Below are 13,105 nucleotides of genomic sequence, written 5' to 3' on the forward strand. Positions count from 1 at the left end.
GACGGAGTGTCAGGTTAGGTTCAAGTGCGCGTGGAGGAAGGGCTGATGGCGATACGGGTGGTGCGCCAGGCAGCGGGCATCGCGGAGGTGGTGATCGACGCTCCGCCGGTCAACGCGCTTGAGGTGTCAGGGTGGTTTGAACTCGCCGACACACTTAACGCGCAGGGATCGCAACCCGGCACAAGTGCGCTGGTTCTGCGTGCCGAAGGCCGGGGCTTCTGCGCGGGCGTCGACATCAAGGAAATGCGGCGCCCACCGCACGGCGGTGCGGGGGCCTACGACGCACTGCTCGGCGCCAACGCCGGTTGCGCCGCGGCCTTTGCGGCGGTGTACGACTGCCCGGTGCCGGTGATCGCCGCGGTACACGGCTTCTGCCTGGGCGGTGGGGTGGGGCTGGTGGGCAACGCGGACATCGTGATCGCCTCGCACGACGCCTACCTGGGGCTGCCCGAGGTCGACCGCGGCGCCTTGGGCGCGGCCACACATCTGGCCCGGCTGGTGCCGCAGCAGCGGATGCGGCACATGGTCTACACCGCCGAGCACGCCACCGCCGACGAACTGCACGGCTACGGCTCGGTGCTCGCGGTCGTCGACCGCGAGCGGCTGCGCGAGACCGCCCTGGCCGTCGCCGCGCGCATCGCCACCAAGGACGTGGTCGTCATCCGCGCCGCCAAGCAGTCCCTGAACGGCATCGACCCCGTCGACGTCAAACGCTCCTACCGCTACGAGCAGGGCTTCACCTTCGAGCTGAACCTGACCGGCGTCAGCGACCGGCTGCGCGACGACTTCGGTCGGAGCGACGGCACCCCGGACCGGAACAGCGCGGCACAAGGGGAGGGCACATGACGGAGAAGCGGATGACCGCAGACGAGGCCGTCTCGCGCATCGAGGACGGCATGACGGTCGGCGTCGGCGGCTGGGGATCGCGCCGCAAGCCCATGGCGCTGGTGCGCGCCCTGCTGCGCTCCCCGGTCAAGGACCTGACCGTCGTCTCCTACGGCGGCCCCGACGTAGGACTGCTGTGCGCCGCGGGCAAGGTCCGCAAGGCCGTCTACGGATTCGTGTCCCTGGACTCGATACCCCTGGAACCCCACTTCCGGGCGGCCCGGGAATCGGGTGCGGTGCAGGCCCTGGAACTGGACGAAGGCATGTTCCTGGCCGGTCTGCGAGCGGCGGCGCTACGGCTGCCGTTCATGCCGGTGCGCGGTGGGATCGGCTCGGACGTGCCGCGCAACGCCCCCTTCCTGCGCACCGTCACCGACCCGTACGGAAGCGGCGACGAGGTGATGGCCGCTCCGCCGCTGGAACTGGACGTCGCCCTGGTGCACGCCAACCTGGCCGATCCACGCGGCAACGCGGCGCTCACCGGGCCCGACCAGTACTTCGACGACCTGTTCTGCCTGGCCGCGAAAACCTCCTATGTATCGGCCGAACGCGTTCTGCCGACCGCTGATCTGCGGCGGGCGGCGGGCTGTCTGCACGCCCTGGTCGTCCACCGGTATCTGACGGCGGGCGTGGTCGAGGCACCGCGCGGCGCGCACTTCACCGAGTGCCCACCGCAGTACGGGCGTGACGAGGCGTTCCAGCAGGCGTACGCGCGGGCCGCGGCGGACCCGCGGGAGTGGGCCGCCTTCGCCGACCGCTTCCTCGACCAGCCTGACGAGGCGTCGTATCAACAGGCTGTGGACGAGTTCCACGCCGCGCGAGCAGACCGTGCGGGAGGCGCCCGGTGATCACCACCGCGACCCGCGCCGAGGTCTGCGTCGCCGCCTGCGCGCGGGCCTGGCACGGCGACGGCGAGATCCTCGCCAGCCCCATGGGCACGGTGCCGACCATCGGCGCCCGTCTGGCCCGCGCCACGGTCGCGCCTGACCTGGTGCTCACCGACGGCCTTGCCCAGATCATCGACGGTGACGTCGCCCTGGGCGCACCGACCGCCGACCTGACCGTGGAGGGCTGGCTGCCGTACCGCGCGGTGCTCGACCTGCTGGCGAGCGGGCGCCGCCACGTGATGATGGGACCGGCACAGATCGACGCGTACGGAAACGCCAACATCTCGTGCGTCGGTGACTGGGAGCGTCCCAAACGCCAGCTCCTCGGCGCCCGTGGCGCCCCGGGTAACACCGTCAACCACGCCACCAGCTACTGGGTGCCGCGGCACAGTCGCCGAGTCCTCACCTCCCGTGTCGACGTCGTGTGCGGCGTCGGCAACGACCGGGCCGCCGCACTGCCCGGCCCCGCGGCCCGCTTCCACGATCTGCGGCAGGTCATTACCAACCTGTGCGTACTGGACTTCGACACCGGCGACGGGCGGATGAGGCTGGTCTCGGTGCATCCCGGCGTGACGGTCGCGGAAGTTGTCGAGGCGACAGGTTTCGATCTGGTCGGCCCAGAAGGCGCGGGGGAGGCGTTGACGGGAGGCGTTGACGTACCCACCACTCCCGCCCCCACTACGCAGGAACTGCGCCTCATCCGCGATGTCCTCGATCCGCGCTCGCTGCGCGACCGCGAGGTTCCGGCATGACACTGCGCACTCGGCTGACCGCCCTGGTCGGCATCGACCACCCGATCATGCAGACCGGTATGGGGTACGTGGCCTATCCACGGCTGGTCGCCGCCACCGCCCGCGCGGGCGCCCTGGGTGTCCTCGCCTCGGCGACCATGGCATACGACGAACTGGAGGCCGCGATCGACGAGGTGAAGGCGGCGGCACCGGACCGCCCCTTCGGCGTCAACCTACGGGCCGACGCCCCCGACGCCGCCGAGCGGATCGACCTCATGGGCCGCGAAGGCGTCCGGGTCGCCTCGTTCGCGCAGGCGCCCAGCCGCGACCTGATCAAGCGGGCGCACGACCACGGCATGATCGTGATCCCCTCGGTCGGCGCCAGACGGCACGCCGAGAAGGTGGCCGAGTGGGGAGTGGACGCGGTCGTCGCCCAAGGCGGCGAGGGCGGCGGCCACACCGGACCCGTACCCACGACCCTGCTGCTGCCGCAGGTCCTGGATACCCTCGCGGGCTCGTCCGTCGCCGTCATCGCGGCGGGCGGGTTCTTCGACGGCCGGGGCCTGGCAGCCGCCCTGGCCTACGGCGCGGACGGCGTCGCGATGGGCACCCGCTTCCTGCTCACTTCGGACGCCCCGGTGCCACGCTCGATCCAGGGCCGCTATCTGTCCGCGGATGTCACCGGGACGACGGTGACACGTGAGGTGGACGGTGTGCCGCACCGGGTGCTGAACACCGACTTCGTGGCCTCTTTGACGCGCGGTGGACCACTGGCCCGCTATCCGCGAGCCGTGGGCAACGCGCTGCGCTTCGCGCGGATGACCGGAACTCCGTTGCGCGCGATGCTGCGCGAGGGCCGGGCGATCCGCGAGGCCCGCGGGCTGAGCTGGCCGCAGGTGCTGATGGCGGCCAACACCCCGGTACTGCTGCGCGCCGCAATGGTGGACGGCCGCGCCGACCTCGGCGTCATGGCCTCCGGGCAGGTGGTGGGAGTCATCGACGACCTGCCGTCCTGCGCCGAGTTGGTCCGCCGGGTGGCCGCCGAGGCGGAGGAGCGACTGACCGCCGTCCACAGCCTCGCCATGCGCTGATCTGGTCATCGGATCCGCGTTATCCACAGGGCGGGCGGAAGCCGTGCGGCCGGGCTAGCGTGGCCAACGAGACGACATCCCACCGCACGGGAGGACTCAGGGCCATGTCTGCGTTCGCGGTAGGTGCCCCTTGCTGGGTGGATGCGATGCTTCCGGACGTGGCGGCGGGCAAGCGCTTCTACGGGGAACTGCTGGGCTGGACATTCGAGGACGGCGGCGCACCGGGCACCTCGTACAGTCTGGCGCTGCACGACGGAGGCTACGTCGCGGCGCTCATTCCCAAGCTCGACGGACGCATGCCGACCACGTGGACGGTGTACTTCGCGTCGGATGACGTGTTCAGGACCGCCGAGGCGATACGCGAGGCGGGCGGCCAGATCGTGACGGGCCCGGGACGGGTCGGCGACTTCGGCACGATGGTGATCGCCGCCGATCCCAGCGGTGCGGTCTTCGGCGTGTGGCAGGGCGGCACGCACCACGGCTTCGACAAGCGGGACGAAGCCGGGGCCTTCGGCTGGACGGAGCTGTACACACGGGAGAAGGACGCGGTCGACTCCTTCTACCGAAGGGTGTTCGGCTATGACACCGAGCAGATAGGCGAGGCGGGCGGCGACTTCGACTACGAGGTGTGGACGCTCAAGCGGGGCTCCGAGATCCAGTACGTCGGAGGACGGCGGCAGATGGGGCCGGACTTCCCGGCCGGGCTGCCCGCGCACTTCACGGTCTACTTCGTGGTCGACGACTGCGACACCACGGTGGCCACCGTACGGAAGCTCGGCGGCAAGGTCAGCACGGAGCCGCGGGACAGCCCGCACGGCCGTTGGGCCTCGGTCATAGACGACCAGGGCGCGCACTTCACGGTCATCGACATCGCGACGAAGACAGGGGAGGGGTAGAGGGCTTCGCCGGAGCAATCAGCTTGTGTGCGAGGGTGGTTGGGAACCTGCAGCTACAGCCGCTCGATGATGGTGACGTTGGACTGGCCGCCGCCCTCGCACATGGTCTGCAGCCCGAACCTGCCGCCGGTTCGCTCCAGTTGGTGCAGCAACGTGGTCATCAGCTTCGTACCCGTGGCGCCCAGCGGGTGGCCTAGGGCGATCGCGCCGCCGCACGGGTTCACCTTCGCGGGGTCGGCACCGGTCTCCTTCAGCCACGCCAGCACCACCGACGCGAAGGCCTCGTTGATCTCGATGGCGTCGAAGTCGTCGATGGCCATGCCCGTCCTGGCCAGGGCGTGCGCGGTGGCCGGGATCGGTGCGGTGAGCATGGCGATCGGGTCGTCGCCGCGTACTGACAGATGGTGGATTCGGGCGCGCGGTGTGAGCCCGTGTTCTCGTACCGCCTGTTCCGAGGCGAGCAGCAGCGCCGACGCGCCGTCGGAGATCTGCGAGGCGAGCGCGGCGGTGAGCCGTCCGCCCGGTGCGAGCGGCTGCAGGGAGGCCATCTTCTCCAATGAGGTGTCCCGGCGCGGCCCTTCGTCCACCGCCAACTCGGGCAGCGGCGCGGTCTCCTTCTCGAACCAGCCGTTGTCGATCGCGTGCACCGCCCTTTCGTGGCTGGTGAGCGCGAGGCGCTCCATCTCCTCACGGGAGATGTCCCATCGGCGTGCGATCATCTCCGCGCCGTGGAACTGGCTGACGGGTTGGTCACCGTACCGCTGGCGCCAACCGGTGGAGCCCGAGAAGGGGTCGGCGAAGCCGTATTCCGCGCCGACCCGGAAGGCGGCGGCGATCGGGATCCGCGACATGTTCTGTACGCCGCCCGCGACCGCCAGGTCGCAGGTGCCGGACAGCACCGCCTGCGCCGCGAAGTGCACCGCCTGTTGCGACGAGCCGCACTGCCGGTCGATCGTCACACCCGGCACGTGTTCCGGCAGCCCTGCGGCGAGCCAGCAGGTTCGGGCGATGTCGCCCGCCTGCCCGCCCACCGTGTCCAGGCAGCCGAAGACCACGTCCTCGACGGCCGCCGGGTCGACCCCGCAGCGCTGAACGAGCGTGCGCAGCACATGCGCGCCCAGGTCGGCCGGGTGTACCGACGACAGTGCGCCGTTCTTGCGGCCCACCGGGGTGCGCACCGCCTCGACGATGAAGGCCTCTGCCATGACAACCCCTCCATACAGGATGCTGACGACGACCGCGGGGTGGTGGGGAGAGCGCAACCCTTAAAGCTGACGGCCCGTCAGGTTATGCTAGCGCAAGTGACGGACCTTATCTTCAGTGCGACCGAAGAGGACTTCCGGCGGGAGATACGGGACTGGCTGGCCCGGCATGTGCCGCGCCAGGCGCTGCCGTCGATGGACACCCCGGACGGCTTCGCGGCACACCAGCGGTGGGAGCGCCAGCTGTACGACGCCCGCTGGGCGGTGGCCAGTTGGCCCGTCGAGTATGGCGGGCGGGATGCGTCGCTAATCGAGTGGCTGATCTTCGAGGAGGAGTACTGGCGCTCGGGCGCACCCGGTCGGGTCAGCCAGAACGGCATCTTCCTCTTCGCCCCCGCCGTCTTCGCCTATGGCACCGAGGAGCAAAAGCGCCGCATTCTGCCGCCGATGGCCGCGGGGGACGAGATCTGGGTGCAGGGCTGGTCGGAGCCGGAGGCCGGATCGGACCTCGCGGCGCTGCGGTCGCGTGCGGTACGCGACGAGCAGCGCGCCGGCTGGCGGCTGACCGGGCAGAAGACCTGGAGCTCCCGCGGAACCCACGGGCACCGGATGTTCGGCCTGTTCAGAACCGGCACACGGGCCGAACGCCACCATGGCCTGACCTACTTCATGGTCGACCTCGCGGCCGATGGCGTCACCGTGCGCCCCATCCGGCAACTCGACGGCGAACCGGGATTCGCCGAGGTCTTCCTGGACGACGTCTTCGTGCCGGACGCGGACGTGCTCGGCGAGCCCGGCCAAGGATGGCGCGTCGCCATGTCGACCACTGGTGACGAGCGCGGCCTCAGCCTGCGCAGCCCCGGTCGATTCCTGGCGGCGGCCGAGCGGTTGGTGAGGCTCTACCGCCGGGTGAGTGCCGGAGAGGAGCCGGGCACGGGCACCCCGAACGCGTTCCGCGACGCGGTGGTGGATGCCTGGATGCGCGCCGAGGCCTACCGCCTCTACACCTTCCGTACCGTCACCCGGCTCGGTGACGGGAAGTCCATCGGTCCGGAGTCCAGCCTGAACAAGGTCTTCTGGTCCGAACTCGATCTAAACCTGCACGCCACCGCACAACGACTCCTCGGGCCGTGGGCGGAGATCGGCGGCCCCTGGCTCGACGGCTACCTCTTCTCACTCGCCGGCCCCATCTACGCGGGCACCAACGAGATCCAGCGCAATGTCATCGCTGAACGGCTGCTGGGCCTGCCAAAGGAGCCAAAAGGGATGAACGGCGAGAAAGGGGTGGGACGGTGAGGCTGGCGTCCACGGCCGACGAGGAAATGTTCGCCCGTGCGGTCCGGGCGTTGCTGGAGCGCCGCTGTACTCCGCAGGACGTCCGAGCGGGATTCGCCCGAAAGCGGTGGGAGGAACTGGCCGAGATCGGCGTCACCGGGCTGCTGGTCCCCGAGGAGCACGGAGGGCTCGGCCTCGGTGCGGGCGCACTGGTCGCGGTCGCGGAGGAGGCGGGCCGGGCGTGCGCGCCGGAGCCGGTGGTGGAGGCCGCCGTCGCGGCCACGCTCCTCGCGGAGGTGGACGAGGACGGCCGCGCCGCCGAGTGGCTGCGCGCACTCGCCGCGGGCACCGCCGTCCCCGCCGTACGGCTGACAGGGCCCGGCGCGGCACCCGTCGCGCACGCCACGCACGCGGACTTCCTCCTGGTCGCCGACGGCGACAGACTGTACGGGAGATCGGCCGCTGACGCGGGCGTCAGTGCGGCGCGCGGAGTGGATCTGGGACGCGGCCTCGGGCATGTCGACATGTCGATGTTGCTGGACGGTCCGCTGGCCGTCCGGCAGGAGCGGGCGGTCAGTCGTGCCGCGCGGCTCGGCACGGTCGGCGCCGCCGCCGATCTGCTGGGTGCCGTCCGCGCCATGCTCGACCTGACGGTGAGCCACGCCCGGCAACGCCACCAGTTCGGCCGCCCCATAGGCTCGTACCAGGCGGTCAAACACCAGCTGGCCGACGTCCTGATCGCGGTGGAGTTCGCCCAGCCCGTCGTCCTCCGCGCCGCCTTCTCCCATGATCATGATCTGCCGTCGGCCGGGCGGGACGCGGCCATGGCCAAGGTCTTCGCCTCGGACGCCGCGGACCTGGCGGGTCGCTCCTGCCTTCAGGTGCACGGCGCGATCGGCTACACCGAGGAGTGCGACCTGGCGCTGTGGCTACGGCGGGTGTGGGCGCTGTCCGCCGCCTGGGGTGACGCCGCTCACCATCGCGCCGTCGTCGCGGCGGACCTGCTGGGCCCCGCACCGGCGCCGCCGTGTCCCTAGCTAGGCAGCACAGGCAACCCGCGGTCGAAAGTCGGCGTCTGTATCACAACGTGGGCGTACCAGCAGGCGCAGAATCGTTCCGGCGTACCGTACGGCACGCTCGGAATCGCCCCGGGTTCGCAACCGGGGCACATCCCAGGAAGAATCAGCACCCGTACCCCGGGGCGATTGACGGTGAGACGCCGCCCGGGGCTGCAACAATTCGGGGGGTACGGGGAGGTGGCAGGCCAGTGGTGGAACAGCTGACGCAGCACGACCCGAGGCGAATCGGTCCATTCGAGGTCCTCGGGCGGCTCGGCGCCGGCGGCATGGGGTTGGTCTATCTCGCCCGCTCGGCGTCCGGTCGACGCGTGGCGATCAAGACAGTGCGTGCCGAGCTGGCGGAGGACCAGCTGTTCCGGGTCCGGTTCACCCGCGAGGTGGAGGCGGCGCGCGCGGTGAGCGGTTTCTATACCGCCGCCGTGGTCGACGCCGATCCACGGGCCGCCGTGCCGTGGCTCGCCACGGCCTACGTACCGGCGCCCTCGCTTGAGGAGATAGTCAATGAGTGCGGTCCGCTTCCGGCCCAGGCGGTGCGCTGGCTGGCCGCCGGAGTGGCGGAGGCGCTGCAGTCCATCCACGGCGCCGGTCTTGTGCATCGCGATCTCAAACCCTCCAACGTCCTCGTGGTCGAGGACGGGCCCAGGGTGATCGACTTCGGTATCGCCAGCGGGGTGTCGAACACCCGGCTGACCATGACCAACGTCGCCGTGGGCACGCCCGCGTACATGTCGCCTGAACAGGCGCGTGACTCGCGTAGCGTCACGGGTGCCAGCGACATCTTCTCGCTCGGCTCCACGCTGGTCTTCGCCGCCACCGGACATGCGCCCTTCCACGGCTCGAATCCGGTCGAAACGGTCTTCATGCTGCTCCGTGAGGGCCCGGACACCACAGGGCTGCCGGACGAACTGCGTCCGCTCATCGAGTCGTGCATGCGCATGGAGCAGGAGCGGCGGCCAACCCCCGCGGACCTGCAGGCGCAACTGGCGCCGCACCTGTTCTCCTCCGCGGACGACGGCGGCTCGGTCTCCGCGTGGCTGCCCGAGCGCGCGGTCGCGTTCATAGAGCAGCGCAGCGGACGCAGACAGCGCGCCGCGGCAGCCGCCGCGGCCAATGTCGCCGCCGCCAACGCCGCTGTCGCCGTGGGCCATGACGGCCCAGCCGCCCCCGTGCCGTCGCCGCTGCCTGAACAGGCGCCGCCCCCGGCAGTGGGCTCCGGGCGCCACGCCAGCCCTGAACACGGCGCGGACGGCCACCCGGCACGGCCCGCGGGGCCGGTGAAGCTCGCGGGCTCGGTGCCGATCGGGCCGGGCCCCCTGGTGGCCGAAGGCAAGGACCCGCGCGGCACCCAGGGCGCGCCCCCGGCGCCCGGCCTCGACTGGACGGCACGCGGCCGCGGCGCGGCCCAGGCCCCGGCAGTGCCTTCCGCCGCCGGGGCTGCGACCCACCAGGCCGTCCCCGCGCAGCCGCCCGCTCCACCGGTCCGGCAGTCGTCCCGGCATGCCGCCCAGGGCCACGGCGCACGGGATGAACGCTGGCGCCCCTGGCGCTTCCGCATGTCAAACGACGTGTGGGGCACGCCTGTTGTGGCGGGTGACCGCCTGTATGTGACCTCCTTCGAGGTGCACGTCCTGGATGTGGCCACCGGACAGCGGCAGTTCAAGACCCGTGACGTCGCCTGGATGATGGCCGTCGCCGACGGACGGATCCATGCCTCCGACGGCCCGAGCCTGTACGCGATGGACTCCGCCGACGGCGGCGAGCTGTGGCGGCTGGCCGTCGACGGCTGGGTGTACGCGCTCCAGTCGGCCGGTGGCACCGTCGTCACCGGTACCCGCGGCGGAGGCGTACAGGCATGGGACGCGGCGAACGGCGAGGCGCTGTGGGAGCGGACCGGCGCCCAGGCCGACTTCGAGTCACCGCAGTCCGGCCCGGCCCTGCTGGACGGCCTGGTCTACTACCGCGGCGGCGGACTGCTGCACGCGCTCGACGCCCGCTCCGGCGCCGAGCGTTGGGCGTATCCGCTGGGCGACGGTGAGATGGCCGCGGGGGTGGCGTCCGGCATGCCGGTGCGCCCGGCTACGGGTGGCGGGGCGGTGTACGTCACCGCGGGCAGCCGGGTACTGGCGCTGGACGCCTCAGACGGCTCCGAGCGGTGGCGCTTCGACGCCCCGGCGGTCGTCTTCGCGCCGCCCACACACGCTCCGGGCGGGGTGTACGTGGCCGACTACCTGGGCACGGTGTACGCGCTCGACGCCCGCTCCGGCGTGGAGCGTTGGCGTGTCGCGACGGAGGCCCGGCAGTCAGTCGAACCTGTTCTGGTGTCGGGTGGACTCGTCCACCTCGGCAGCGGTGGTGCGCTCTACACCCTGGACGCGGTCTCCGGCGCCCCCAGGTGGCGGTTCGCCACCCAGGGTGAGATCGTCGGCTCCCCGGTGGCGGCGGACGGCCGCCTGCACTTCGGTTCGGTGGACCACTGCCTGTACACCGTGGACGCGACGAGCGGACAGCTGCGCTGGAAGCTGGAGACGGGCGGCGAGATCACCGGCTCCCCCGTGGTGCGCGACGGTGTGGTGTACGCGTGCAGCAAGGACCGGTGCGTATACGCGCTGGACGCGGTCAAGGGGACGGGCTCGCGCCGGTAGGCCTGGTGGCGGGCGGTCTTCCGGACCGCCCCCCTCAGCGCACCCGGTGGTCACCGCGGCGGGTACGGAAGAGGGCTTCCTGCCGCTCGGGCGGAAGGTTTCCCAAGGCGATCAGCTGCGACGCCCCGGCCAGCGCCAGCGAGCGTGCGGCGGCCCGCGCCGACCACACGGCGCGCACCGTGCCCTGCACCGCCTCCGTCGGGTACGACGCGATGACGCGGGCCGTCCGCATGGCGGCGTCCAACAGGCCGTCGCCCGGGACGAGTTCGGAGACCAGCCCGATCTCGTAGGCACGCCGGGCACCGATCCGCTCCGCGGTGCCCATCAGGGACATCCGCATGACCTCCCCGTACGGCATGCGCTGCGCCATGCCGATGGACTCGAAGGCGCTGACCATGCCGTAGGTGGTGTGCGGGTCGAAGAAGGTCGCGTGGTCGGCCGCGATGGCGAACTCGCACTCAGCGAGCAGGTAGAACGCGCCACCGCAGGCCATCCCGTTGACCGCGGCGATCACCGGTATCCACAGGTCGGCCGACTTGGGGCCGATGTCGATCAGCGGATCGTCGATCGCGTAGGGCGAGAACGGTTGCGGAACCGCCCAGGCGCGGTCGAGGCCCGTGCAGAAGGCCTTGTCACCAGCCCCGGTCAGGACAACCACCCGTACGTCAGTGGACATCCGGAACTGCCGCCAAACGGCCTGGAGTTGGTCGCGCATCGTACGGTCGATCGCGTTGTGCCGGTCCGGGCGGTCGAGCGTGACCACCGCGACGCCGTCCCCGGAGTCGACGGTGATCACGGGCGCTCCAGCATCCAGCGCGGAACGGTGACGCCCTCCGCCATCGTGTGGAAGCAGGCCCGTACGGCCGCGCCGATGCGCAGCCGGGACGGATCAAGGGAGTTGAGCGCTGCGTCGGGCGCGGTGACCACGTTGCCGACCAGCCGGATCCCGGGATCCTCGACGAGTTCCACCACGACCGCGTTGTACGGTGCCTGCGCCGCGTAGCCCGGCAGGAGCGGCGGATGGGGCAGGACGTAGGACCAGATGCGGCCACGGCCGGACATCGCACGCCACTGGCTGGCGAAGGACCGGCAGTGCGGGCAGCACGGCCGCGGCGGGAAGCGCAGCCGCCCGCACGCCGCACAGGCCTGGACGCGCAGTTCGCCGCGCGCCGCGAACTCCCAGAAGGGGGCGCCGTCCTGGTCGCGGACCGGCAGCAGCAGGCCGTTGTCAGTGGTGGCCTTCATGATGGAGGACATGAACGCTCAACTCCTCAGCAGTAGGGCGGAGGTTGGCACGCCCTCGCCCGCCGTGACCAGACATGTCGCCGCGCCCGGGACCTGTGCGGTGGAGGTGCCGCGCAGCTGTTTGACAGCCTCGGTGATCAGGTTGAAGCCGTGTACGTACGCCTCGGACAGGCCGCCGCCCGAGGTGTTGAGCGGCAGTCGACCACCGATCTCCAGGGCGCCGCCCGTGGTGAAGGCGCCGCCCTCGCCGCGTCCGCAGAAGCCGTAGCCCTCCAGGGAGAGCGGGATGAGCGGGGTGAACGCGTCATAGATCTGTGCGACGTCGACGTCCTCGGGGGTGAGGTCGGCGGTCTTCCACAGCTGTCTGGCCGCCGTCCACGCGGGGCCGGTCAGCGGGTCGTCGGTCCAGTAGTTGACCATGCCGTGGTGCTGGGCGGGCAGCGCCTGGGCGACGGAGTGCACATAGACCGGACGGTGACGGCAGTCGCGGGCGCGGTCGGCGCTGACCACGACACAGGCGAGGGCGCCGTCGGTCTCCAGGCAGTTGTCGTAGAGGCAGAGCGGTTCGCTGATCCACCGTGCGGTCATGTACATCTCGCGGGTCAGCGGACGTTCGTACATCATCGCGGCCGGGTTCTGGTTGGCGCGGTTGCGGCAGGCGAGGGCGACATTGAAGAGGTGGTCCCGGGTGACTCCGTACTCATGCATGTAGCGGCGGGTGAGCATGCCGATCTCGTCCGCCGGGCGCAGTAGTCCGAACGGCCGCGTCCACTGGGCCGGCGTGGGGAGTTGGGCGTGGACGTCGGTCCACGGGCGCTTGCCCGAGCCGCGTTTGCGGGACCGCCAGGCGATGCCGACGGCGGCCTGGCCACTGACGATGGCGGCGGCGAGGTGGGCCACGGTGGCACATGAACCACCGCCTCCGTAGCCGACCTTGGAGAAGTAGGTCACGTCTCCCGCGCCGATGGACTTGGCGATCTCGACCTCGTCGGTCTCCTCCATGGTGTACGAGGCGAACGCGTCCACCTCGCAGGGGTCGATTCCGGCGTCGTCCAGGGCCGCCAGGATCGCCCGGCAGGCGAGCGTCTTCTCGGGTTCGTCGAGCCGTTTGGCGAACGCGGTCTGGCCTATGCCGACGATCGCGGTCGCGTCCTTGAGCGATGCCACCGGCG

The 13,105-nt window shown here is 71.2% G+C and carries 12 protein-coding genes; 8 read left to right on the forward strand and 4 right to left on the reverse strand.

From position 1 onward, the window contains the following. The first annotated feature begins 45 nt into the window (after nucleotides 1–45). The 5 genes from O5O46_RS13605 to O5O46_RS13625 all read left to right on the forward strand — a co-directional run bounded on the left by O5O46_RS13605 (nucleotide 46) and on the right by O5O46_RS13625 (nucleotide 4,490). Nucleotides 46–846: an enoyl-CoA hydratase family protein gene (locus tag O5O46_RS13605; RefSeq protein ID WP_269855647.1), complete on the forward strand. Its 801-nt coding sequence runs from the start codon at nucleotides 46–48 to the stop codon at nucleotides 844–846. Next, entirely contained in the window at nucleotides 843–1,733 is an 891-nt protein-coding gene (locus tag O5O46_RS13610) for a CoA transferase subunit A (protein ID WP_269855648.1), read from the forward strand. The genes O5O46_RS13605 and O5O46_RS13610 overlap by 4 nt, the downstream gene beginning before the upstream one ends. Next, nucleotides 1,730–2,524, forward strand: a complete 795-nt coding sequence (locus tag O5O46_RS13615) for a CoA-transferase subunit beta (RefSeq protein ID WP_269855649.1) — start codon at nucleotides 1,730–1,732, stop codon at nucleotides 2,522–2,524. The genes O5O46_RS13610 and O5O46_RS13615 overlap by 4 nt, the downstream gene beginning before the upstream one ends. A 2-nt stretch (nucleotides 2,525–2,526) precedes the next feature. Continuing rightward, a complete protein-coding gene (locus tag O5O46_RS13620; protein ID WP_269855830.1) occupies nucleotides 2,527–3,594 on the forward strand; it encodes an NAD(P)H-dependent flavin oxidoreductase in 1,068 nt (355 codons plus the stop codon). A 146-nt stretch (nucleotides 3,595–3,740) separates the two neighbouring features. Continuing rightward, entirely contained in the window at nucleotides 3,741–4,490 is a 750-nt protein-coding gene (locus tag O5O46_RS13625) for a VOC family protein (protein WP_333482375.1), read from the forward strand. 53 nt (nucleotides 4,491–4,543) lie between these two features. On the opposite strand, the gene O5O46_RS13630 is transcribed toward O5O46_RS13625, so the two are convergent. Beyond that, nucleotides 4,544–5,695, reverse strand: a complete 1,152-nt coding sequence (locus O5O46_RS13630) for an acetyl-CoA C-acetyltransferase (protein ID WP_269855651.1) — start codon at nucleotides 5,693–5,695, stop codon at nucleotides 4,544–4,546. Nucleotides 5,696–5,791: 96 nt separating this feature from the next. On the opposite strand from O5O46_RS13630, the gene O5O46_RS13635 reads away from it, so the two are divergent. From O5O46_RS13635 to O5O46_RS13645, 3 genes are all read left to right on the forward strand, one after another. Next, entirely contained in the window at nucleotides 5,792–6,988 is a 1,197-nt protein-coding gene (locus O5O46_RS13635; protein WP_269855652.1) for an acyl-CoA dehydrogenase family protein, read from the forward strand. Next, nucleotides 6,985–8,004: an acyl-CoA dehydrogenase family protein gene (locus O5O46_RS13640; protein ID WP_269855653.1), complete on the forward strand. Its 1,020-nt coding sequence runs from the start codon at nucleotides 6,985–6,987 to the stop codon at nucleotides 8,002–8,004. Before O5O46_RS13635 ends, O5O46_RS13640 begins: the two co-directional genes overlap by 4 nt. A 230-nt stretch (nucleotides 8,005–8,234) precedes the next feature. Further along, a complete protein-coding gene (locus O5O46_RS13645; protein ID WP_269855654.1) occupies nucleotides 8,235–10,688 on the forward strand; it encodes an outer membrane protein assembly factor BamB family protein in 2,454 nt (817 codons plus the stop codon). A gap of 34 nt (nucleotides 10,689–10,722) precedes the next feature. On the opposite strand, the gene O5O46_RS13650 is transcribed toward O5O46_RS13645, so the two are convergent. Genes O5O46_RS13650 through O5O46_RS13660 form a run of 3 tightly spaced genes read right to left on the reverse strand, consistent with a single transcriptional unit; the run spans nucleotide 10,723 to nucleotide 13,100 of the window. Continuing rightward, nucleotides 10,723–11,481, reverse strand: a complete 759-nt coding sequence (locus O5O46_RS13650) for an enoyl-CoA hydratase/isomerase family protein (protein ID WP_269855831.1) — start codon at nucleotides 11,479–11,481, stop codon at nucleotides 10,723–10,725. Next, nucleotides 11,481–11,945 carry a Zn-ribbon domain-containing OB-fold protein gene (locus tag O5O46_RS13655; RefSeq protein WP_269855655.1) on the reverse strand — a complete coding sequence of 155 codons (465 nt, stop codon included), beginning with the start codon at nucleotides 11,943–11,945 and terminating at the stop codon, nucleotides 11,481–11,483. Before O5O46_RS13655 ends, O5O46_RS13650 begins: the two co-directional genes overlap by 1 nt. Before the next feature lie 6 nt (nucleotides 11,946–11,951). Further along, a complete protein-coding gene (locus tag O5O46_RS13660; RefSeq protein ID WP_269855656.1) occupies nucleotides 11,952–13,100 on the reverse strand; it encodes a lipid-transfer protein in 1,149 nt (382 codons plus the stop codon). Between the last annotated feature and the right edge of the window lie 5 nt (nucleotides 13,101–13,105).

Source organism: Streptomyces sp. RPT161 (assembly GCF_027533845.1).
In the GTDB taxonomy this organism is placed as follows: Bacteria; Actinomycetota; Actinomycetes; order Streptomycetales; family Streptomycetaceae; genus Streptantibioticus_A; species Streptantibioticus_A silvisoli_A.

Coding starts and splice junctions, on each gene's coding strand:
- O5O46_RS13605 (WP_269855647.1), top strand. CDS start 46: ATGGCGATACGGGTGGTGCGCCAGGCAGCGGGCATCGCGGAGGTGGTG.
- O5O46_RS13610 (WP_269855648.1), top strand. CDS start 843: ATGACGGAGAAGCGGATGACCGCAGACGAGGCCGTCTCGCGCATCGAG.
- O5O46_RS13625 (WP_333482375.1), top strand. CDS start 3,741: ATGCTTCCGGACGTGGCGGCGGGCAAGCGCTTCTACGGGGAACTGCTG.
- O5O46_RS13630 (WP_269855651.1), bottom strand. CDS start 5,695: ATGGCAGAGGCCTTCATCGTCGAGGCGGTGCGCACCCCGGTGGGCCGC.
- O5O46_RS13655 (WP_269855655.1), bottom strand. CDS start 11,945: ATGTCCTCCATCATGAAGGCCACCACTGACAACGGCCTGCTGCTGCCG.